A 23,059-nucleotide genomic window follows, 5' to 3' on the forward strand; every position below is an offset into this window, starting at 1 on the left:
ACCATCTCCGTCCAGGTCGCCATAGGCCGAACCGTTGGAAAAAGAAGGATCAGCAAGCCCCCACTCCTTTGCTTTGTTCTGAAAGCGCAGCTCCCCCAGGTTGCTGAACGCATAGTTGGATACCGGGTTGGATGGAATTTGATCGATGAGGCGGGTGATGATGTTTTGTTCTTTTTTTAATACCTGTTGCCTGATATCGGCATAGGAGGCAGCAGCATACTGGATATAGTCCTGGTCGGTAATATCTTTTAAAATGCCGTTGGCCACAAAGATGTCTTTATTGCCATCAAGGTCCATATCGGTGATGAGGGCACCCCAGCTCCAGTCGGTAGCATGTACGCCTGCAAAGCGGCCGATATCGGTAAAGCGAAAAGCTGTGTCGCGGCCCTGTACACCCGAATGTAGTTGGAGTGCGTTGCGTACAAATTGCTTGTAGTACCCGCTTTCAAAGTTGTTGCGGAACTTATCCCAATTTTCAAAAACTGTTTTTGTTTTAACCCTCGACTCCCCTTCCGGAAGCATGTCGGTGACATATACTTCGGGCCAGCCATCGTTGTTGATATCAGCAATATCGGCACCCATGGCATTCATGCTGATCTCCTGCATGTACTGCTCCAAACATTCCTTAAAGCTTCCATTTTTTTTATTGATGTATAGGTAATCGCGTTCAAAAAAATCATTGGACACATAGATATCAGGCCAGCCATCTTTATTGATATCAGAAACAGAGACGCCTAATCCAAAGCCCACCTGGCTGCTGAAGACGCCGGCTTGTTCAGTGATATTGGTAAAATGGTTGCCATCGTTGCGAAAAAATTTATTGCCGCCTAAGGTATCCGGAACATTGCGCTGGTCTTTTACCAATTCATAGTTTCCTACAGAGCGGAACGAGTTGTTGAGGAGGTAACAATCGAGGTCGCCATCGCGGTCGTAATCAAAGAAAGCAGCATGGGTAGAGAGCCCTTTATTTTCCAAGCCATATGCATGGGCACTTTCCGTAAAGGCTGGCTTTCCACCTTTGACAGAGCCATTATTGATGAATAATTCATTGCTTCTGTGCGTGCCTTTGATATCCCCCGACTTGCAAACATAAATATCCAACCAGCCATCACCGTTTACATCTGCCATGGTTACACCGGTGCTCCACACACCTGCCGATTGCAGTCCTGCGGCATCGGTAATGTCTTCAAATTTGAAGTTGCCTTTATTGAGATAAAGCTTATTGGAACCCTGGTTGGAACAAAAGAAAATATCCGGAAGGCTGTCGTTGTTGATATCACCAATGGCCACACCACCACCGTTAAAATAGTTGCGAAAGGTATAAGGGTTGAAGCTTTCGTTGTATGAAATGCTATTGGAAAAACCAATCCCGGTTTGGGATGCGGGAAGCAGGGAGAATAACTTCGGTTGATCATCCTTGTTAGTACAAGCTACCAACAGTAATACTGGTAGCAGGAAAGCGCAAGCGGCTTTTGCGTAGTAAAAAAAAGCGGAAACAAACAGGGATCGGGAAAATGGCATAAGCAATACGCTTTTAAGATAGCACAAAACATCAACCCACAAATCAGGCGGTCTGCTGACGGCCATTCTATCTTAAAACCTTTCTGTAAAAGATTGCGGGAGAAAAAAGGAAACCGGATGATAGAAATCGCCCGGTGTTCCGTTACTCTGCATTATGAGAACATGAGAAAAACTTGTAAAAAGGAAGCCGGAGCAGGTGCAGTTACTGCATGACAGCCGGCTACCTTTCTGCTATCAATAACCAGGATTTTGTTTCAGGTTCTTGTTGGCATTGAGCACCACTTCCGGAATGGGGAAAATGTTCACATGCGTACTGGCATCGGCGGGGTGGAAACGGAAGGCACTGTTATAAGTACCAAAACGAATCATATCCTGCCTGCGGGTTGTTTCAAAGAACATCTCGCGACCACGTTCTGCCATAAAGGTTTCTGCAGTCATAGTAGTGTAAGGTGTTACACCGCCATGTACGGTTCGGATCTGGTTTACAATGGCGAGAGCTTCGGCATTGTTCCAGTTGGCAGCCTTGCGGGCAAGTGCTTCTGCCTTGGTGAGCAGGATGTCGGCATAGCGGAAGATCACCCAGTCGTTGCTCAACTGGCCGGTCATACCGCGGTAGAACTCGTATTTGCCGATCCTTGCTCCCGACTGGCGCCATGCACCGGGCTGGAGTTCGTTGATATAAGGCGTAAAATTGATCTGGCCGCCATCGGGGTCGGTGGCATCTGCAGCACCATCAATCAGGGGCGATACACCATCGCCGCGGAACTGCGGGCCAACGATGAAATTTACCAGTCGCTTGTCCTGTGTGCCGGTAGTGGCTGTGCCTTTTTGATCCAAACCCACCACGGTACCCTGAGGGCCGGGGTTTTGAGCCGGGTCAATGTAGGAGTTGTAAAACTCCTGTACGCTGGCCCAGCCGTTCCAGGGCTGTCCACCCATCTGGTACGAATCCTGGCTGCCCATGTGCAGGGTCATGTGCGGCAACTGAAAACCTGTTGCCTGGATTTCATCGTAAGGAATTACCCAGATAAATTCTGAAGAACCTTTGTTGTCTTTTTTGAAGTTATCGCGGTAGTTGGCCATCAGTGCATAGCCCTTACCCGAGTTGATGATCTCGTCGCAGGCTTTGATGGCTTTGTCCCACTGCGGCCCTGCACCATATACTTCGGCATTGAGGTACAGTTTTGCCAGGGTTGCCTGTGCGGTATAGTAGTTTACACGGCCATAAGTGGAGTTATCGTTGGGACCTGTTTTCTGCAGGTCAGCCATCACATCGTTCAGCTCCTTTTCCACAAAATCATACACCTGCTTACGGGTATTATTGGTGGGCGGCGTTGTGTTTTTAAAGTCGGTGCTGATGGGCACATTTCCAAACAGGTCGAGCAGCCAGTAGTAGTAAATGGCACGCAGGGCTTTCAGCTCGGAAACAAACTTCTTGGAGGCGGGAGTACCCAACGGCTCCAGGATCGACAGTACACGGTTGCAGGTATTTACACCTTTGAACAGGAAATCCCAGGTGCCGCTGATCTTGGGATCGTTGGCGCGATAGGTATGTAGTTTCAGGCGCACCCAGTGGCCGCCATCGCCCCAGTCGGGACCGCGGGTAGGCACCACCACTTCATCGGAAGGCACTTCCTGGAGGCACATGATATTGCCATCGGAGCCAAAGCTGCCATAAAGGTTGGTATAAGCCGCTGCGATAATGGACACCACTTCCGCATCGTTCTGGCCAAAGTTGTCGGAGGTAACCCGGTCGTACAGCAGTTCCTTTTCGTCCAGCCGGGTGCAGGAAGCAGCCATCAGCAGGGCAAGGCAACAGAAGTTCCGGACAGATAAGATTTTCATATCAAAAGAGATGAGGATTGTTAGAGATTAAAGCTTCAGATTTACACCAAACGTGTAGCTGCGGGTACGTACCCAGCTGTCGCGGTTGTCTACACCGGGCGCCAGGATATTGCCGCCATAGCTATAGCGTACTTCAGGATCAACACCGGTATAGTCGGTGATCACAAACAGGTTCTGACCGTTTACAAAAACACGGAGGCCTTTGATGGTCTTGTCGCCTTTGAAGTTGAAATCATAACCCAAGGTGGCGTTATCCAGTTTTACAAAAGAGGCACGCTCCACGTACAGGCTGCTGAAGGTTTGACCAGCTTTCAGTGCAGGGTTGTAGTACTTGGATTTTACTACGTTGTAGCTGGAGATAACCGTAGGCGTCGAGTTCTCGAAGAAGGCGCGATAGGTATTCACCAGGTCGTGGCCAAAAGAACCGCGGAGAAAAAAGTTCAGGTCCAGGTTCTTATAGCGGAAGGTGTTGGTCCAGCCGGCTTCAAACTTGGGCAGGCCATTACCGATCTGTGTTTTGTAAGCATCGCTGCTGGTTTCCTTACCGTTTTCATCGGCAAAGAGGAACTTACCATTGGCATCCACACCTTTGTAAATGGGTCCCCAGATAATACCGATCTTCTGGCCTTCAACGGCACGGGTGATCTGGGTGGCTTCCTGGCCGGGCGAGCCCAGGTTGGAAGCACCAATCACGTTACCTGCCAGGTCCTTATTCAGCTTGGAAAGCTTTACGCTGTAGGTAGAGAAGTTGGCACTGCTGTTCCAGGTGAAATCGCGGTTTTTGAACACGTCATAAGCCACCAGCAATTCCACGCCCTTGTTTTCCATGGTTCCGATATTCATCCAACGACGGTTGGTAGGATATGGCGGTACGGGAACGGTGGCGTTGAAGAGCAGGTCGGTGGTCTGGCGGTTGTAATAATCGAAGCTACCGGTGAGGCGGCTGTTGAATAAAGAGAAGTCCAGGCCAATATCAAACTCGCCCTTTTTCTCCCATTTCAGGTCGGGGTTTTCGTTCTGGGTTGGCTCGTACGAAGGACCAAATACACCGTTGTTCAGGAAGGAACGGCCGGTAGGGCCATAAAGAAACAGGGAGAGGTATGCACTGGGGGGTAGGGCACCGGTTACACCATAGCTTCCCCGCAGCTTCAACGAGTTTACAGTTGGAATATCTACCAGTTTGTCGATGTCCAGGCCAGCAGAGATGGCAGGGAACATACCCCACTTATTGTTTTCACCAAACTGGGTAGAACCCTCACGGCGAAGGCTAGCCGAAAGGAATGCAAAATCGCGGTAGTTCAGGTTCAACCTGCCAAAGAAAGCTACCAGTCGTGAACCATTCTTGTAACTGTTGGATTCGGCACGGCCATTTTTAAAATCCAGTGCGCTGGAAATATTTTCCGCAACGGCATCGGTCAGGAAGTTACCGGCACGGATCAGGAAACCTTTATTTTCAAAATCCTGGTACGAGTAACCGGCAACGGCTGCAACTCCCAGGTCGCCAAACAACTTGGTATCGTAGGCAAGGGTGTTTTCGTACAGGCGGTTCAGGCTTTCATCATCCTGTTTTTGTGCCAGACCATTGCGGGTGAAGCCACTGCCACCCGAAAGCAGGCGGGTATCGAAAGAGGTACGCGGCAGGTAGGCCCAGCGGTAATTGCTGGTGGTTTGCTGCGCATAGCGGGTAGAAAACTTCAGGCCTTTGATGAGTTCGTAAGTTGCCGAAGCGTTGAAGTTGAGGCGCTTGTCCTCACCTTTGTTGGTATTCTGCTCCAGCACCGCCAGTGGGTTGGCATATTCCACGAAGTTCTGCTCCACGTAGCCGCTACCGGTCAGGTTAAGGTTGGGATCGGTGGTACGCAGGGGCGCCGTGGGGTTGAAAATGGTAGCATACTGGAAGGCTCGGTCGAAACCAAACTTAGAAGAACGGCGGTTGGCAGTTACATCCACAGTAAGGGTCAGCTTATCCTTCAGCGCCTTTTGGGTTACGCCCACGTGGCCGTTCAGTTGGTCGAAGCCGGTATTGATGGCCACGCCCTGTACATTGCGGTAGTTGAGCGAAGCAATATAGGTGGCGCCACCGCCACCGCCCGAAAGTGAAACGTTGTGGATCTGCGAAAGCGCTGTGCGGGTAATTTCTTTGTTCCAATCGGTCTCGGCTCCCAGGTTGCGGCCTCCGGCAGCTTTAAATTCAGCAGCACTCATATGGGGCGTAAACATGCCGGGCTGTTCGGCGGTTACGGTTCCATTGTAAGTAAGCGTGGGAATACGGCCACCACGCTTGGTGGTAATGATGATTACACCCGAAGAACCACGGGTACCATAGATGGCTGCCGAAGCGGCATCTTTCAGTACATCCACGCTGGCGATATCATTGGGGTCAACGGTGTTGATGTCGGCACCAATCTGTCCATCGATAACCACCAGGGGTGATGCGTTGGCGCCCAGGGTGGAAAGACCACGCAGACGGATAGCAAAGCCACCGTTGGGATTGCCACCAGGACGGGCAATTGACAAACCTGCCACCTTGCCCTGGAGGAGTTGGGCCACATCACTGATATTGCCCTTGTTGAATTGCTCAGGAGATACGGTGGCTACGGCGCTGGTCACTTCTTTGCGGCGCTGGGTACCATAACCTACCACCACCACTTCGCCCAAACTGCTGTTTTCCATCCGCATGGAAAGGTTGACCGTAGTGTTGCCCCCAACCGGCATTTCGCGGGTGCCAAAGCCAATAGAGGAAAATACCAGTACTGCCTGGTTGTTGGCTACAGAAATGGCGTAATCACCATTGCCATTGGTGAGGGTCGCATTACGGGTTCCCTTCTCGGTAACGGAAACGCTGGAGATGGCTTTTCCAAGACTGTCGGTAATGCGGCCGGTGATGCGTAAGCGGTTTTCGGCTTGTGCCGATGCGAGCAAAGTGCTTGCGCTAAAGAGTAGGAGTAGCAGCAAATAATGGATATTCTGCCGGAGTATGGGTACGGCATGCACATTCCGCTGCGGTGCGCAGTTGGTTTTCAATTTCATGTGGCAAACATTTGTTTAGAAGTGATGGCGATTAAGTGGCAAAAACACACTTATTCCTTCCGGTAGTGAAATAAGGCAGAAAAAGTGGTAGGCCTTGTGCATTATGTTTCATTTCCTGTTCATTTTGTCTCAATGTTGCAGGAATATTTGCAGCAGGCTATTATAGTTGATGGCGCAGATGATTGCGCCTATGTTTTTGATAAATTTTTCGATACTACGGCGGTTTGGAAAACCGGAAAAGGAAAGCAATGACCAATACAGGTATAAAATACGGTTATTCAAGGGTAACTATTGGACGCATGTCCACAGGGTAAATGATCGCACAAGGTTTGATGCCCTGGCATAAAAAAAACGGCAACCTTCCGGCTGCCGTTTCTATTACATCATTTTGAAACCATCCTTTTCCAGCTTTCTATATTTTTTATCATCAAAAACATAGAGGTAAGCTCCTTTCCGCGATGATTCTTTTTCTTTTTCTTCCAGCTTTTGCAGAATTTCAAAAGAAAGAATTTTACGGGTGAAGTTGCGCTTGTCCAGCTCTGTTTCGTAGATGGCCTCGTACAAGGCCTGCAACTGGGGCAGGGTAAACTTGTTGGGCAAAAGCGCAAAACCAATCGGGTAGTTGGCAACTTTTTGCCGCAGCCTTTCCCGCGCCATGCTGATCATCTTTTTATGGTCGAAGATCAGCGGGGGTATTTCGTCCATGGCAAACCACTCGGCCTGGTGCGACTCCATCAGTTCTTTGCTGTAGTCGTCAATTTTAATGAGGGCATAGTAGGCAATGGATACCACGCGGCCTCCGGGGTCGCGGTCCACTTCGCCAAACACATGCAATTGTTCCATGTAAATATCGTGCAAACCGGTAAGCTGGTCGAGGATGCGTTTGGCGGCATCGTCCACGCTTTCGTCTTTTTGCACAAAACCACCCATCAGCGACCATTTGCCTTTCTGGGGTTCGAATCCCCTTTTGATCAGCAGGGCTTTGAGTTGTGTTCCGTCAAAGCCGAAGATGATACAGTCAATGGCCAGCAGTAGTGGTTCGTAAGGCTTGTATTCGGCGATCACAGTAAGGCAGTTTCATTAAAAATAAAGACAGGAGCGCACCGCAACCATGCTGCACACTCCTGCCCTTTTGTTTACCAGAACTTGATATAGAAAGCACTCAGGATGAGCAGGGTGGCCACGATGAGCGCCAGCGTACCGGGCTTCACCTTGAACATCGATGCATCGATCTCAATTGCTTTGGGGTTCTCTTTAGGACCAAACAGGGAAAGCACCACCATCACCAGTACAGTGAAGAAAAAGGACCAGCCCATGCAGATCAGGAAAGGAATTTCTACAAAAGTTTGGGTAACACCGTTTACTTCTTTGGTATACTGGTAAGCCGTGTACAACAAGGTTTCGTTGCCAAATGTTTCAGGCAGTACGGTGCTGTTGAACAACAGGGAAACTAGGAAGCCGGTGATGATACCTGCTACCGCAGCTGCACCCGTTGTGCGTTTCCAGAACATACCCAGGAGGAACATGGCCAGGATACCAGGAGAGATAAAGCCGGTGTATTTCTGGATAAAGGTGAAACCACCTTCGCCGCCAATACCCAACAAGTCTTCCCAGGTAAAAATGAGGGCAATAATCATGGCTGCTACCGCTACAATACGGCCCGTCCATACCTGCTTTTGCTCAGAAGAATCTTTGGCAAAATATTTCTTGTGCAGGTCAAGGGTGTAGATGGTGGCGATGGAGTTTACTTTTCCCGCCAGCGAAGCCACGATAGCCGCGGTGAGTGCCGCCAGCGAAAGGCCTTTCAAACCATTGGGCAGGTAACCAAGGATGGCAGCATAAGCACCGTCTTTGTTGTCTAATGTAAGGTGGCCATGCTTAACCAATACCCATGCAGCGATACCGGGCACCATCACCACAATGGGCATGAACAGTTTCAGGAAACCGGCAAACAGGATACCATTTCGTGCAGTGGTCAGGTCGGCACCAAGCGCACGCTGGGTAATGTACTGGTTACAACCCCAGTAGTTGAGGTTTACAATCCACTGGCCTGCGAAGTACATCGCAATGCCGGGCAGCACCACGTATTTCTGAATGTCGAGGTTGGAAGAATTCGCATCCGGCTTGGGGAAGATCATCTTGAAGTGCTCGGGCGAATCGGCCATCATGGCTTTGAAGCCGGCGATGGCATTGGCACCCACACCCAGTTTGTCACCCACAATGGTCAATGCCATCCAGGTAGTAGCAAGGCCCCCGATGATGAGTACCGCCACCTGGATTACGTCGGTGTAACCAATCACCTTCATACCACCCAGGGTGATGATAAGCGCCATAATGGCCAGCACAATCATGATGGTGTGTAGATAGGCACCACCCAACAAACCGTTGATGGCAACGGCACCCAGGTAAAGGATGGAGGTAAGGTTCACAAACACGTACAAAAAGAGCCAGAAAATAGCCATGATCAATGCCACCGTACCGTTGTAACGGTTGGTAAGGAACTGGGGCATGGTCATGATCTTGTTCTTCAGGTAAATGGGCATGAACCATACGGCGATGATGATCAGCGCAAGGGCAGCAATCCATTCGTAGGCCGCAACAGCGGTACCTACAAAGAAGCCGTCACCACTCATTCCAATGAACTGCTCGGCAGAGATGTTCGATGCAATCATCGAAGCACCGATGGCCCACCAGGTAAGGGAACCTTCGGCGAGGAAGAAGTCGTGTGTGCTCGTTGCTTCTTTTTTCTTTTTGCTGTAGATCCAGTAACCATAGCCGGCTACAATCACGAAGTAGATCAGGAACACGACATAGTCGCTCCAGATAAGCCCATTTTTCATAATGGAAGTAAGCGTTGTTTTTGTGACAGAAAAAGGTGCGACTCAAGGGCCGCACCTTTTCAAAAATAGGGATTAACCTTTTACTTGATGATAAACTTCACTCCAGCGCAGTTCCTGTTTGAAGGAATGCAGGCGGGTGTGTTCGTCAATCAGCACACACTCAATACCGGCAATCTCAGCAAAGTCCGCGAGGTGCTCGGTAGTGAGGTTCTGGCTGTAGCAGGTGTGGTGGGCGCCACCGGCATAGATCCAGGCTGCGCAGCCGGTCTTCATGTCGGGCAGGGGCTTCCACAGCACGCGGGCTACGGGCAGCTTGGGCAAATCGTGCTGGGGTGCTACCGCTTCAACGGTATTTACCAGCAGGCGGAAACGGTTACCCATATCGATGATAGATGCGTTGAGGGCAGCGCCGCCATCTACGTTGAAAACAAGACGTACGGGATCAGCCTTTCCACCAATACCCAGTTCGTGGATCTCGCACTTGGGTTTAGCGTTGGCAATGGAAGGACAGATCTCCAGCATGTGCGAACCAAGCACCATCGAGTTGTTGGGCTCGAAGTGGTAGGTATAGTCTTCCATGAACGAGTTGCCGCCAGGCAGGCCGGCACCCATCACTTTCATGGCACGTACCAGCGCAGAAGTTTTCCAGTCGCCTTCGCCACCAAAGCCATAGCCGTCGGCCATCAGGCGCTGGGTGGCAATACCGGGCAGCTGGATCATACCGTGCAGGTCTTCGAATGTATCGGTAAAGCCTTTATAGTTGCCGTCTTTCAGGAATTTGCGCAGACCCAGTTCAATGCGGGCCGCATCGCGCAGGGCTGCGTGTTTTTCCGCACCTTGCTGCAGTTCGGGCGCCAGCTCGTAGCTGGTTGCGTATTCGGCAACCAGGGCATCTACTTCGCTTTCACCGATGGCGTTGATCACGGCAACGAGGTCGCCGATGCCATGGGTGTTCACCATGTAACCAAATTTCATCTCGGCTTCTACTTTATCGCCATCGGTAACGGCCACAAAGCGCATGTTGTCGCCAAAGCGAACGAAGCGTGCACCCTGCCAGTCGGCCCAGCCGGCGGCGGCGCGGGTCCATGCACCCAGTTGCTGCAGCACTTCTTCATCCTGCCAGTGACCTACTACCACCTTGCGGTTGATGCGCATACGGCTCATGATAAAACCAAACTCACGGTCGCCGTGGGCGCTTTGGTTCAGGTTCATGAAGTCCATATCGATCTCACCCCAGGGGATGTCGCGGTTGAACTGTGTATGCAGGTGTGCGATGGGCTTCTGCAGGCTTTGCAGGCCACGGATCCACATCTTGGCAGGCGAAAAGGTATGCATCCAGGTGATCACACCGATACAGGCAGTAGCGGCATTGGCCTCGGCACATACGCGGTAAATTTCCTCGGGTGTAGTAACCACAGGCTTGAATACCACGCGTACAGGAACAGCGGAAGCTTCGTTCAGGGAAGCAGCAATTTCCTGCGAATGCGCAGCTACCTGCTTCAGGGTTTCTTCACCGTACAGATGCTGGCTGCCGGTAACAAACCACACTTCAAATTCTTTCAGATTGATCATTTGGGGTTCTGCTTGTTATATTGTTTGGTTATGATTTAAAAAATCGCCGAGGCGGATCTCTGATGTAGAGATCTGATATCTTATTTAGCTAAAATATCTACGTCTTTCACGCCCGTTGGAAACCACACCATCATTTCGCTCTTACCACGGTTGGCCCATGCGTAATACGGAATAGCGGTGAACGGTTGCTTTACCGTTGTAACGCTGTTGTTGTCCACTTTAACTGCAGGCACCGTGCTTTTTAATACCATCACGCCGTTCAGCAGGTTAGGCTGATATTCGGGTGTAAAGGTGGTGGATTGCGGCACCATGATGTTGGCAGCACGGCCACCATTGTCCCAGCCTTCGGCGCAGTACACCAGGGGTCCGCGCTGCAGGGCAATCTTGCCCTGGTCGTCCACCAGTTTTTCGTGTGCAACGATCTGCTGTACTTCCATAGGTAAGTTTACTTCCACCACATCACCCTTCTTCCAGGTGCGGTTGATGGTAGCAAAACCCTTATCCACGTTGTAGCTTACCTGCTGGCCGTTTACCTTGATCACCACTTCTTTGTTGTTGGTGGTAGCAAAACGGTACAGATCGGAAGGCACCACCTGTTGTTGCGCCCATCCCGGAATGCGCACTTTCAAACCAAAGGCAATACTGCTTTTGGGGCTTACAATGAACTTCAGGTCGCCGCTCCAGGGATAGTTATGCTGCTGCTCGATCTTTACATCTTTGTTTCCCAGTTTCAAATCGGAAACACTCACCGCAAAGAGGTTGACATAAATATCATTGTCCTTTTGCGCATACATATAACCGGGCACTGAAGGCAGCAGTCGGGTTACATTGGTAGGGCAGCAGGAGCAGTCGAACCAACCCGAGCGCTCCGCTTCGAGGCTGCCATGGTGAAAACTGTTTTTCACCTGCATGGCATTGGTATAAAAGAACGATTTGCCATCGAGGCCCACACCGGAGATCAGGCCGTTGTACAGGCTGCGCTCCAGCACATCGAGGTACTTGGCATCGCCGTGCAACAGGAACATGCGGTGGTTCCAGTATACGTTGGCAATGGCCGCACAGGTTTCGTTGTAGGCAGTGCCATTGGGCAGGTCGTAGTTGTCGCCAAAGCGCTCACCCGAAGGCACGGCTCCTATCCCACCCTGCACATAATACTTTTTGCTCACCATGTTGTTCCAGATGCGGTCAACAGCATGGAGGTAAGCGGTATCGCCGGTAAGGGCTGCGATATCGGCAACAGCGCTGTATAGGTATGCGGCACGCACCGCGTGGCCGATGGCTTCCTCCTGTTGTACTACAGGCTTGTGATCTTGCCAGTATGCACCATTCTTCCAGGGATCTTTATTGGTGGAATCATAACCATTAAAATGACCTCTTTCATCAATAAAGTCTTTGGCCGACGCGAGGTATTCTTTTTTACCTGTGATGCGATAGAGTTTTACCAAACCCATCTCCACCACTTCATGGCCGGGTGCCACATGATTTTTACCGGGACCAAAAACCGAACAAACGAGGTCGGCATTTTTTAAAGCGATATTGAGCAGGTTCTTTTTGCCGGTGGCATAGTAATGCGCTGCAGCGGCTTCAAAGAGGTGACCCGAGTTGTACAACTCATGGCTCAGTTCGCGTTCCTTTTCCCAACGCTGCGTTCCTGCCCAGGCATGCGGTGCAGCAGGGTTGATGGTTCGTGCCGTGTACAGGTAACCATCAGGTTCTTGTGCCCTGGCAACCTTGTCAATGAGCGTATCGATATAGCCTTCCAGCTTTTTGTCGGGGAACAAGCTCAATGAAAACGATGCGCCTTCAATGGTCTTGTAGATGTCTGTATCATCAAATGGAAAGATGGTACAGAACTTTCCCTCGCGGGCAGCCGCCATTTCAAAGTTCTTCACCCTTCCCGTGTTCTCGCACCGTTCAAAGGATGCGGGAATGGTAACCGTATGGTTCGTTTTGATGCGGGGCAACCAGAACTGGTCGTTCAGGTGCACCTGCGTGAAATTAACCGAGCGGATCGGGTAATCGGTTTGCTGTGCACGCCCTGTGAGGGCAGCAAGCAAGGCGAAGGAAAGGATGACTTTTTTCATATGTGGTTTTTGCAAGCTGGTTGGTGAATGGTGAATGGGCAATGGTGAATGGTTGAAAACCAAGCGGCTGTTTACAGTTAATTATTGATTACTGATTATTTATTATTATGGGGAACGAAGCTTTGTCTGACATGGAATAATAAGTAATCAATAAATAATAATTCCATTATTCACCATTGCCCATTCACCATTCACCACCTCATTGTCCATAATAAGAATGCGGCCCATGCTTGCGCTCGTAGTGCTTTTTGATCAAAGCATCCTTGAGGCGCGGCGCGTTGGGATTGATCTGCTCGGTGAGGGTGGCCATCTTGGCAACGGTTTCGAGCACCGCGCTGTTGTACACCGCCTTGTCGGCATTCTTGCCCCAGGTAAAAGGTGCATGGTTGCCCACCAGGATCATTTCGCACTCTTCGTAGCTCAGGCCACGTTCTGCCAGGCAGTTCATGATCTGGAAGCCGGTTTGGTATTCATAGTCACCTGCTATCATCTCGTCGCTCATGGGCGGCGCACAGGGAATATCCACCGTAGTATGATCGCCGTGGGTAGTACCGTAGTTAATGATGTCGCGTTGCGCCTGCGCCCATGCAGTGCCATACACCGAATGGGTATGCACCACGCCGCCGATCTTTTCCCAATGCTTGTACAACACCGCATGGGTAAGGGTATCGGAAGAAGGACGGAGGTTGCCCTGAACGGTCTTACCGTCGAAGTCAACGATTACCATCTTATCGGGAGAAAGGTCTTTGTAGGGAACGCCGCTTGGTTTGATGGCAAAAACACCCAGGCTGCGGTCGGCCGCACTAACGTTGCCAAAAGTGAAGAGAACCAGCCCCAGTTCAGGCAGCTGCATATTGGCAGCATAGGCTTCTTCCTGTATGTGTTGATACGGATTTACGATCATGCTTCAGTGAGTTGGTTTTGTGCTACAGGCTTCTTCGTTTGTGCTTCAAGGAAAGCTCCGGTCTTGATGTATTTCTTGTAACGCTTCTCGTAAACGTCAACCCGTGCAGGGTTGGGTGTGTATTCGGCATCAAAGCCCTGGCCCATGGCCTGCATGGCGGCTTCAACGTTGGGATACAATCCGGCAGTGGTGGCAGCAAACATAGCGGCACCCAGTGCGCAGGTTTGCTCCGACTTGTGTACGCGGATGGGCATGCCAATTACATCGGCCATCATCTGCATAACAAAAGGCGATTTTTTGGCAACGCCACCCAAAGCGATCAAACCTTTTACAGGCACGCCTTCAGCGATAAAGCGGTCAACGATGGCCTTGGCGCCAAAGCAGGTAGCTTCCACCAGGGCACGGAACATGCGCGGCGCATCGGTACCCATGTTGAGGCCGGTAAATGCGCCTTTCAGCAACTGGTCGGCATCGGGCGTACGGCGGCCATTGATCCAGTCAATAGCCAATTCGCTGCCTTCTTCAGGTTCCAGCAGGTCGGCTTGCTTGCTCAGCTCGGGAATGAGTTTATCTACGGCTTCTTCCACCAGTTTCTTGGCGGTATCGGCATCAATGATGGATGATTGGGAAAGCACATGTTGCAGCGGCCAGGCCAGCACATCGCGCAGCCAGGCATAGGCATCACCAAATGCCGACTGGCCGGCTTCCATACCCAGCATACCGGGAATAACGGAGCCGGGCACCTGTCCGCAAATACCGCGAATCAGCTTGTCGCCCACTTCGGCTTCGGGCGCCACCAAGATATCGCAGGTGGAAGTACCCATTACCTTGGAGAGATAGTAGGGTTCAATTTGTCCGCCTACAGCACCCATATGGCAATCGAAGGCACCGGCACCGATTTGTACATCGGCAGGCAGGCCTAAACGCTGTGCCCACTCGGCAGAGATGGTACCTACAGCGGTATCTGAAGTATAAACTTCCGTATACAATTTTTCGGTAAAGCCCTTCAACAACGGGTCGAGGGTTGCAAAGAAATCATCGGGAGGCAGTCCGCCCCACTCTGCAGCCCAAAGACCCTTGTGACCCGCAGAACATACGCCACGCTTGATCTCGGTAGCTTTCTTGCCACCGGTGAGCAGGAAGGGAATCCAGTCGCAATGCTCTACCCAACTGTGGATGGCGGCACGTACGGTTTCATCGGCACGCAGGATGCGCAGCAGCTTTGCCCAGAACCACTCCGAAGAGTAAATACCACCTACATATTGCAGGTAGTTGGTATCAAACTTCTCCGCATGAGCGTTGATTTCGGCTGCCTCGCCAGTGGCCGTATGGTCTTTCCACAACACGAACATGGCGTTGGGGTTTTCGGCAAACTGAGGCAGCATGGCCAACGGAGTACCGGTAGCATCAACTGCAACCGGTGTAGAACCGGTGGTATCAACGGAGATGGCCTTTACGTTGGCAGCAATGGCCGAACCGGCCTGCAGCAGGCAGCGCTTGATGGTATCTTCCAGGCCTTCGATATAATCGAGGGGGTGCTGGCGAAACTGGTTGGCAGCTGCATTGCAATACCGGCCTTCTTTCCAGCGGGGATAATAAAACACGGCGGAAGCTACTTCGTTGCCGTTCTGCGCATCTACCAGTACCGAACGAACCGAGTCGGAACCGTAGTCAACACCTATCACGTAGGCTTGGGACAAGCTCATGGAATACTATTTTGGGAAGGAAAGATAAGCGCTTTTCTAGAAGTGTCAAATTTACATTTATAATTTTTTCTCTTAGCCCTGCAACCCTGTTGAAGGAATGTGGACAAGCCCATCAAATGCGGAATTATTGTAATCAAAACGAAGCATGGTTTAATTCCCTAAAAAGGTTTAAACCGTCTGGTTTAGGGTTGTGCAAGCGGGTAACTTAAAGGCTCTTGCAAAATAGAATTTACCTCGTCAGCTGGTGCAATAAGGGGCAAGGAAACACAAAAGCGGCCACCGGTCTCCTGAATGACAACTTCAGGTTGGTTCAGCAAACGGTACTTGGCTGCGATATTGTTCAGACCGATGTGGGTAGAATGTACTTTTCCCAACTTACGTTGCAGGTTGTTGCTCACCACCAGCCATCCCTTGCTGTTGGTTTCAATACATATCTGCAAAGGCTTTTCGCGGTGGGCGATGTTGTGCTTGACCGCGTTCTCCACCAAAAGCTGCAAGGTAAGCGGCGGCAAAAGGTGATTCATATACGAATCGGGCACCCCTACTGAAAGCGAAACGCCCGTACCACTGCTGGTTTGCAACATGGAAAAGTAAGCCCTGATGAATTGCAGTTCGGTAGCCAGCTCCGTTAGTTCAACCGAATTGTTGCGCAAGAGGTAGCGATATACCTGGGTCATTTCACCCAGGTAGGTTTCTGCCTTTTGCACATCATCGGTCATCAGGTAAGAGAGCGCATTGAGGCTATTAAAAAGAAAATGCGGGTTCACCTGGCTTTTCAAAGCATTGAGCTCGGTTTGCAGTTGCAGCCTTTGCAAGGCTTCGTTTGCCCGGATGCTTTCTTTCCATTTTTCAAAACTGTAAAAGAACTCATAACCAAGGGCGGCAACCGCTGCGGCCACCAACATTACCAGGGTTGCATTAAAAGCTTTGTGCAGGGTAAACGCAAAACCGGCAAAGGGCAGGGATGCAAATACACCCAGCAGTACAAACCCGCCGGCAATATCCATAATTGCATACAGGAGAAAGGAAAGGGTAAGCCTTTGTAAGGTCCTGCTCAGTTCGGGGTACTTTTTGCGGGCATAAAACATCGACCGCATATTGGTATAGGTAAGCAGCAAACCCAGGATACAGGTAAGCAGTGTGGCAGCGATAAAGATTTTGCCTTCGGTAAAATAGCGGGTGCCCCAGATAAAATAGTTGGCCAGCACAATGATGGAAGGCGTGGCCACGAGGTGCAACACCCAATCTTTGAGGGTCATTTTATACGGCAGCCGGGAGCATATCGAACCTCGTTTGTTACGCATAGATGCAACGGTTGGTTGCGGAATTGGTGATGGTTTTACCAAAGGAAAGCGGGGAGGCATCACATGGGGTAGGGACAAGCCCGCTCAAATTACAAAATACCGCAATGCCTCAAAGCGAAAATTGACAGGGGTCGTATACCCAATAAAAAAGCCGCTGTCCCAAAAGGCAGCGGCTTTTATAAAAAGGAAAAATGATCCTATTAAAGGGCAGCAACAACAGCGTTCTTGCGCTGCATTACTTTCTGAACGGCCTTTACAATGTGGGCTGCGTCCAAACCGTATTTGGTCATCAGTTGTGCAGGGGTACCGCTTTCGCCGAAGCTATCGTTAACGGCAACGTACTCCTGGGGCACAGGATCGTTTTGTACCAATACCTGCGCGATGGAATCACCCAAACCACCCAGGCGGTTGTGCTCTTCGGCAGTAACCACGCAACGGGTTTTGGCTACCGATTTCAGCACGGCCTCAACATCGAGGGGCTTGATGGTGTGGATGTTGATGATCTCGGCATCAATGCCCATTTCAGCCAGCTGCTCACCGGCAAGAATGGCTTCCCATACCAGGTGGCCGGTAGCGAAGATGCTCACGTCGGCGCCTTCGTTTACCATCCATGCCTTGCCTATTACAAACTCCTGGTTGTCGGGCGTAAAGATGGGCACTACAGGACGGCCAAAACGCAGGTACACCGGGCCATGATGCTCCGCAACAGCGATGGTGGCAGCCTTGGTCTGGTTGAAATCGCAGGGGTTGATCACGGTCATGCCGGGCAGCATTTTCATCATGCCCAGGTCTTCCAGTATCTGGTGGGTAGCACCGTCTTCACCCAGGGTAAGACCAGCATGCGAAGCGCAGATCTTTACATTCTTATCGCTGTAGGCGATGCTCTGGCGAATCTGGTCGTACACACGACCGGTAGAGAAGTTGGCAAAAGTTCCGGTAAAAGGAACCTTGCCACCAATGGTCAAACCGGCAGCGATGCCCATCATGTTGGCTTCGGCAATACCGATTTGAAAGAAGCGCTCAGGAAATTCTTTGATAAAGGCATCCATTTTCAGGGAGCCTACCAGGTCGGCGCACAGGGCAACCACGTTGGGGTTGCGGCGGCCAGCCTCCAACAGACCGGCACCAAAGCCGCTGCGGGTATCTTTCTTTTCGGTGAAAGTATATTTCTTCATGTTGAAATAGTCTGAATGGTAAATGAGGCAATTAGCTAATGTGATAATAGGCTAATGTGCTAAGGAAACAGCCAAGTGGCATTCTTTTATTAGCTGATTAGCACATTAGCTAATTAGCTCATTCAACTGGTAATCTTCCAGCTTGGAATGCAGTTGCTCCAGTGCCTGGTGCAGTTGCTCGTCGTTGGGTGCAACGCCGTGCCATTTGTGGCTGCCCATCATGAAGTCAACGCCATAACCCATGCCGGTTTTCATCAGTATGCAAATGGGCTGGCCATTACCGCAGAGGCTTTTCGCCTGCTCCAGGGTAGCTACCACTTCGTCCATATTGTTACCGTTCATTTCCAGTACCTGCCAGCCAAAGGCTTCTACCTTGGCGCGGAGGTTACCGAGGGGCATTACCTGGTCGGTAGAGCCGTCGATCTGCTGGCCGTTGTGGTCAACAATCCATACCAGGTTGTCTACCTTTTTGCCGGGCGCATACATGGCAGCTTCCCAGATCTGGCCTTCGTCGAGCTCGCCGTCGCCGGTGAGCACAAATACTTTTTTATCATCGCCATTGAGCTTCTTGGCCTGAGCAGCACCAATAGCAACTGAAATACCCTGGCCCAGCGAACCCGAAGCGATGCGTACACCGGGGAGACCTTCGTGGGTGGTGGGGTGGCCCTGCAGGCGGCTGTTCAGTTTGCGGAAAGAACCCAGTTCGGAAACAGGGAAATAACCGGAACGCGCCAGCACGGAGTAGAAAACAGGAGAAATGTGACCGTTGGAAAGAAAGAACAGGTCTTCACCGGTTCCATCCATTTTAAACTGCGGGTTGTGCTCCATTACCTTGAAGTAAAGGGCTACCAGGAGGTCGGTGCAACCCAGCGAACCACCGGGGTGGCCGCTCTGGCATGCATGCACCATACGTACGATGTCGCGACGCACCTGCACCGCGACGCCTTTCAAGTCGTCGATTGTATGTTGTTGGCTCATGATTGATTTTAATGTCGTGAATGGTGAATGGTGAATGGTCAATTCAAGAGAATAATTAGGTGAGTGGTACCTAGTTAAGGATACTTTCACCATTGACCATTCACCATTGACGGTTTACGCTACTGCTGCTTCGGCCTGCATTTTCTTGGCGTCCTCGATGAACTTGGCCAGGCCGAGGTCGGTGAGAGGGTGCTTCAGCAGACCCAGGATGGGCTCGAGCGGGCAGGTGCACACATCGGCACCGGCAGCTGCGCAGTCGATGATGTGGTTGGGGTTGCGGATAGAGGCCGCCAGGATCTGGGTTTTGAAACCCTGTACGTTGAAGATCTGTGCGATCTGCTCGATCAGTTGCACACCGTTCCAACCGCTGTCGTCGATGCGGCCCAGGAAAGGCGATACATAGGTAGCACCTGCTTTGGCGGCAAGGATGGCCTGGCCGGCAGAGAAGATCAGGGTGCAGTTGGTTTTGATACCGTTATCGGTGAACCATTTAATGGCTTTGATACCGTCTTTGATCATGGGCACCTTCACCACGATGTTGGGGTGAATGGCAGCCAGGGCCTTACCTTCTTCGATAATGCCTTCGTAATCGGTCGACAACACTTCGGCAGAGATATCACCATCCACCAAGTCGCAGATTGTGCGGTAATGTTGGTGAATGGCTTCTTCACCCTTGATGCCTTCTTTGGCCATCAGTGAAGGGTTGGTGGTCACGCCATCCAGGATACCCAGGGCGGCTGCTTCTTTGATCTGCGCCAGGTTGGCGGTGTCGATGAAAAACTTCATGAGTAATACTTGCTTGAGGTTTATAAAAAATGTTTGGCTCTACTAATTTGTTTGTGGTGATGCGATGAACATTCAATTTGCCATGCACCGGGTTGTTTCCCTAATCCAGCACCAGCACAAAACCGCCATTGGGTTGCATGGTCACGGGAAGGTTTTCGGGAAGGGCTGGAATGTTTTGGGACTTGAGCTTTTGTTCGTCTCCGCTGTCTGTAATCAGTTGCCCCATTTTCCTGCCAAACTGTTGCAGCGGCAGGTTAATTGTCATGGACCCGGCAGTGCCGTTGAGGCCTGCAAGGTACCACCTATTCCCATTACGGCGGGCAAGCACCACGCTTTTACCCGGAAAGCCATCGATAAATTTTACTTCATCCCAGCTGCCCGGAAGCTCCCGAAGGTACTGTTTTATAAAATATGGCATGGTAGCCATTCCCTCTGGCGACTCGGCAAAATGCTGTACCCCCGACAAGAACACCACCGAAAGCGCCAGCTCAAAAGCAGAGGTTGTGCGACGCTGCACCGGAGTGTAAATGCGGTTGAGGTTCATGGGTGTAAAATCCATGGGGTCAAAGGCATTGCGGGTAAAAGGCAGCATGGCCGCATGCGTGGGTTCGGCATCTGCATCGGGCTGGGTAAAGGTGATGAACTCAAAACCCTTGATGGCCTCGGCAGTTACAAAGTGGGGATAGGTGCGTTGCCAGCCACGTGGCAGGGTAGCCCCGTGAAAATTGATCATCAGCCCGGCGTCTGCAGCATCTTTCAGAATATCGTGGTAGTACCTGATTACCGAGCGGCCATCGCCACCAAAGAAGTCGATCTTCAGGCCTTTGATGCCCAGGCCCTTCAGGCGGGCAAATTCCTGCATGCGGCTTTCATGGGTCAGCAATTTATTCTTGGGTGTATACTTTACCGTATTCCAATCACCGGCTGAATTGTACCACAGGAGCAGGCCTACGTTCTTGGAGGCAGCATACTGTGCCAGTTCGGCCACTTTTTCGTACCCGATCTTGCGGTCCCAGTCTGCATCAATGAGGCAGTACTCCCACTGCATATCGGCAGCATAATCGATGTATTTCTTTTGCTCTTCGTAAGTAATGAAATCGTCCTTGCTATTGATCCAGCTCCAGGATGCCTTGCCCGGCTTGATGAAAGAAGTTTTTGTTGTGGTGGCAGGCTTTGCCAGGTCGGTACCCAGCGTGCTTTCCACGATAGTGGCCAGGCTGCCTACGGTGAGCACCCGCCAGGGGGTGGCAAAAGGCAGTTTGCCCTGGGGCAGCAAGGCGCCGTCGCCCATTACTTCGCGGGCATCCGGAAATGCTACGCGGTACTCCCCTCCTGCCGATGCGGAATCGAGGCGGGTAGCGCAATAATTGGTATCGAGGTTGGCCTCGGTTATCAGCATCCAGTTTTTGCCGGTGTTGAAAAGCGCAGGATACACCCAGCCAGCCTTGGTGGGTGCCGGGGTGCCTGCTGCAATACCTTGCTGGTAATGTTCTTCGTAGGCAGGGTTGCTCCGCTCCCATCCTGTTTTGGCCACCTGCATGGGTTGCAACCAGGCTTTTGACCCGGCAGGCAGGTGAAAAGAAGTTGCTTCTGCCGTAACCGTTTTTTGATCGGTTGTAGTTCCGGGAAACTCATAACGAAATGCCACGCCATCATTGGACACCTGGAACACCAGGTTCATAGGTTGCCCCTGTGCATTGCGGGTTTGCAGCACCTGCCTGTTGGCCTGGTAGGTAACCGCCTTTTTTTTGCCCGTAAATAATTGGTAGGAATCAGCAACTTTTTGCAGTTGGGAAAGGGCTGTACTCTTTAGGCCTTTGCTAAAATCACCATCGGCACGCACCAGGCCAAGGGCCGAAGTGTCGAGCACCACAGTGTTGTTGTGGGTGATAAAATATTTCGGTTGCCCATTTCTGTTAACCCATGCCTTTACCTGCAGGGCGCCATCCGGGCTTTTAAGGGAAAGGGTGTGTTGCTGTGCAGCGGCTTTTTGACAAATACCAGCGGCAAGCAACAAGGAGAAAGAAAGGCGAAGGGAATGATTCATTTCAGAGACGGTGGCATAACAAAAATTTGCGTGCAGGCTTGCACCTGCACGCAATGGTTTTATTTCTGGACCGAAACCTTATAGGTAGTTTCAGTATGGTATTTCTGGCCGGGTTCCAAAATAGTGGTGGGGAACTTGGGCTGGTTGGGCGAATCGGGGAAGTGCTGGGTTTCCAGGCACAGACCGGTGTGCTTCTGAATGGGCTGGCCTGCATTGTCTTTCAGGGTACCATCCAGGAAGTTGCCCGAATAGAACTGAACACCGGGCTCGGTGGTAAACACTTCCAGCTGGCGGCCGCTCACCGAATCGCTGAGGGTTGCAATCTTTCGCTGGCTGGCAGTCTGGCCACCATTCAGCACATAGTTGTGGTCGTAGCCACCTTCCACCTGCGCAATGCGGGCGCCGATGGCAGTGGGCTGACGGAAGTCGAAAGGCGTACCCTGTACCGGCTTCAGTTCACCGGTGGGAATCAGGCCGGCATCAACGGGCGTATAACGGTCCGCATCGATCTGAAGGGTGTGGTTCAATATAGGATTGGCCACATTACCCGTGAGGTTGAAATAGCTGTGGTTGGTGAGGTTCACCGGTGTTGCCTTATCGGTAGAGGCATCGTAGGTGATCTTCAGCTCATTAGCATCGGTGAGCGTGTAGGTTACGGTCACGTCGAGGTTGCCGGGGTATCCCTCCTCCATGTCTTTGCTCAGGTAGTGTAGCGTAATGGAAGCATCGCCGGCAGCAGGTGCCTTGGTTATATCCCATACTACTTTGTCAAAACCTTTCTTGCCGCCATGCAGGTGGTTGGCGCCGTTGTTGGTAGCCAGCTTGTACGTGGAATCGCCAATTTTGAACTGGCCTTTGGCAATACGGTTGCCATAGCGGCCAATAAGCGCACCGAAATAAGGAGGCGGCGCCATATAGCCTTCCAGTTTATTGAAACCAAGAACGATGCTGCTCTTACCACCGTTTTTGTCGGCAGTAACCCAGGAGGTTACAATACCGCCATAGTTGGTGATGGTAACGGTGTCGCCGTTCTTGTTAGTGAGGGTGTAGAGGGATACTTTTTTACCGTCTACTTCGCCGAAGTCTGCTGTCATGGCTGTTTTTACAGCAGCAGTATCAGCATTCGTGCCACCCTCGCTGCTGTTGTTGTTGCCACAGGAGGCAGCCATCAGTGCAAGGGCTGCAATCGCTAGAAAAGAAAGCTTTGTTTTTTTCATACCTACTTGTGTAAGGTTTATTGGTTGATTCGTTTTGGGCAGTTTAAGGT

15 protein-coding genes are annotated in these 23,059 nt (G+C 51.3%); all 15 read right to left on the reverse strand.

What is annotated here, in order from left to right; translation table 11 throughout:
• Positions 1 to 1,521: FG-GAP repeat domain-containing protein (locus BUE76_RS16265; RefSeq protein WP_143313440.1), on the reverse strand; the 1,521-nt coding region annotated here is incomplete at its 3' end.
• 234 nt (positions 1,522 to 1,755) lie between these two features.
• On the reverse strand, positions 1,756 to 3,366 hold the full coding sequence (locus BUE76_RS16270; protein WP_073042779.1) for a RagB/SusD family nutrient uptake outer membrane protein: 1,611 nt from the start codon (positions 3,364 to 3,366) through the stop codon (positions 1,756 to 1,758).
• A 27-nt stretch (positions 3,367 to 3,393) separates the two neighbouring features.
• Complete coding sequence (locus BUE76_RS16275) at positions 3,394 to 6,396, reverse strand: SusC/RagA family TonB-linked outer membrane protein (protein ID WP_083596487.1); 3,003 nt, start codon at positions 6,394 to 6,396, stop codon at positions 3,394 to 3,396.
• A gap of 378 nt (positions 6,397 to 6,774) precedes the next feature.
• Complete coding sequence (locus tag BUE76_RS16280) at positions 6,775 to 7,461, reverse strand: NUDIX hydrolase (protein WP_073042781.1); 687 nt, start codon at positions 7,459 to 7,461, stop codon at positions 6,775 to 6,777.
• Positions 7,462 to 7,532: 71 nt separating this feature from the next.
• On the reverse strand, positions 7,533 to 9,236 hold the full coding sequence (locus tag BUE76_RS16285) for a sodium:solute symporter family transporter (RefSeq protein ID WP_073042783.1): 1,704 nt from the start codon (positions 9,234 to 9,236) through the stop codon (positions 7,533 to 7,535).
• Positions 9,237 to 9,308: 72 nt separating this feature from the next.
• The gene (araA, locus tag BUE76_RS16290) at positions 9,309 to 10,808 is read right to left on the reverse strand and encodes an L-arabinose isomerase (protein ID WP_073042785.1); all 1,500 of its coding nucleotides are present in this window, start codon (positions 10,806 to 10,808) and stop codon (positions 9,309 to 9,311) included.
• A gap of 80 nt (positions 10,809 to 10,888) precedes the next feature.
• Positions 10,889 to 12,892, reverse strand: a complete 2,004-nt coding sequence (locus BUE76_RS16295) for a glycoside hydrolase family 127 protein (protein ID WP_073042787.1) — start codon at positions 12,890 to 12,892, stop codon at positions 10,889 to 10,891.
• A 199-nt stretch (positions 12,893 to 13,091) separates the two neighbouring features.
• A complete protein-coding gene (locus tag BUE76_RS16300; protein WP_073042790.1) occupies positions 13,092 to 13,796 on the reverse strand; it encodes an L-ribulose-5-phosphate 4-epimerase in 705 nt (234 codons plus the stop codon).
• The gene (locus BUE76_RS16305) at positions 13,793 to 15,502 is read right to left on the reverse strand and encodes a ribulokinase (protein ID WP_073042792.1); all 1,710 of its coding nucleotides are present in this window, start codon (positions 15,500 to 15,502) and stop codon (positions 13,793 to 13,795) included. Before BUE76_RS16305 ends, BUE76_RS16300 begins: the two co-directional genes overlap by 4 nt.
• A 182-nt stretch (positions 15,503 to 15,684) precedes the next feature.
• A complete protein-coding gene (locus tag BUE76_RS16310) occupies positions 15,685 to 16,806 on the reverse strand; it encodes a sensor histidine kinase (protein ID WP_073042793.1) in 1,122 nt (373 codons plus the stop codon).
• A gap of 200 nt (positions 16,807 to 17,006) precedes the next feature.
• On the reverse strand, positions 17,007 to 17,981 hold the full coding sequence (locus BUE76_RS16315) for a transketolase family protein (protein ID WP_073042795.1): 975 nt from the start codon (positions 17,979 to 17,981) through the stop codon (positions 17,007 to 17,009).
• Between the two features lie 105 nt (positions 17,982 to 18,086).
• On the reverse strand, positions 18,087 to 18,959 hold the full coding sequence (locus BUE76_RS16320) for a transketolase (RefSeq protein ID WP_073042797.1): 873 nt from the start codon (positions 18,957 to 18,959) through the stop codon (positions 18,087 to 18,089).
• A gap of 114 nt (positions 18,960 to 19,073) precedes the next feature.
• Positions 19,074 to 19,745: a fructose-6-phosphate aldolase gene (fsa, locus tag BUE76_RS16325; protein WP_073042799.1), complete on the reverse strand. Its 672-nt coding sequence runs from the start codon at positions 19,743 to 19,745 to the stop codon at positions 19,074 to 19,076.
• A gap of 100 nt (positions 19,746 to 19,845) precedes the next feature.
• The gene (locus tag BUE76_RS16330) at positions 19,846 to 21,792 is read right to left on the reverse strand and encodes a glycoside hydrolase family 97 protein (RefSeq protein ID WP_073042802.1); all 1,947 of its coding nucleotides are present in this window, start codon (positions 21,790 to 21,792) and stop codon (positions 19,846 to 19,848) included.
• Positions 21,793 to 21,851: 59 nt separating this feature from the next.
• A complete protein-coding gene (locus tag BUE76_RS16335) occupies positions 21,852 to 23,009 on the reverse strand; it encodes an aldose epimerase family protein (protein WP_073042804.1) in 1,158 nt (385 codons plus the stop codon).
• Between the last annotated feature and the right edge of the window lie 50 nt (positions 23,010 to 23,059).

The sequence above is a fragment of the Cnuella takakiae genome (genome assembly GCF_001953305.1).
GTDB classification, from domain to species: domain Bacteria; phylum Bacteroidota; class Bacteroidia; order Chitinophagales; family Chitinophagaceae; genus Flavisolibacter; species Flavisolibacter takakiae.

Bases quoted from the DNA above. Each gene is read 5' to 3' on its own strand.
- BUE76_RS16270 (WP_073042779.1), bottom strand. From the start codon at position 3,366: ATGAAAATCTTATCTGTCCGGAACTTCTGTTGCCTTGCCCTGCTGATG.
- BUE76_RS16275 (WP_083596487.1), bottom strand. From the start codon at position 6,396: ATGAAATTGAAAACCAACTGCGCACCGCAGCGGAATGTGCATGCCGTA.
- BUE76_RS16285 (WP_073042783.1), bottom strand. From the start codon at position 9,236: ATGAAAAATGGGCTTATCTGGAGCGACTATGTCGTGTTCCTGATCTAC.
- araA (WP_073042785.1), bottom strand. From the start codon at position 10,808: ATGATCAATCTGAAAGAATTTGAAGTGTGGTTTGTTACCGGCAGCCAG.
- BUE76_RS16295 (WP_073042787.1), bottom strand. From the start codon at position 12,892: ATGAAAAAAGTCATCCTTTCCTTCGCCTTGCTTGCTGCCCTCACAGGG.
- BUE76_RS16300 (WP_073042790.1), bottom strand. From the start codon at position 13,796: ATGATCGTAAATCCGTATCAACACATACAGGAAGAAGCCTATGCTGCC.
- BUE76_RS16305 (WP_073042792.1), bottom strand. From the start codon at position 15,502: ATGAGCTTGTCCCAAGCCTACGTGATAGGTGTTGACTACGGTTCCGAC.
- BUE76_RS16310 (WP_073042793.1), bottom strand. From the start codon at position 16,806: ATGCGTAACAAACGAGGTTCGATATGCTCCCGGCTGCCGTATAAAATG.
- BUE76_RS16315 (WP_073042795.1), bottom strand. From the start codon at position 17,981: ATGAAGAAATATACTTTCACCGAAAAGAAAGATACCCGCAGCGGCTTT.
- BUE76_RS16320 (WP_073042797.1), bottom strand. From the start codon at position 18,959: ATGAGCCAACAACATACAATCGACGACTTGAAAGGCGTCGCGGTGCAG.
- fsa (WP_073042799.1), bottom strand. From the start codon at position 19,745: ATGAAGTTTTTCATCGACACCGCCAACCTGGCGCAGATCAAAGAAGCA.
- BUE76_RS16330 (WP_073042802.1), bottom strand. From the start codon at position 21,792: ATGAATCATTCCCTTCGCCTTTCTTTCTCCTTGTTGCTTGCCGCTGGT.
- BUE76_RS16335 (WP_073042804.1), bottom strand. From the start codon at position 23,009: ATGAAAAAAACAAAGCTTTCTTTTCTAGCGATTGCAGCCCTTGCACTG.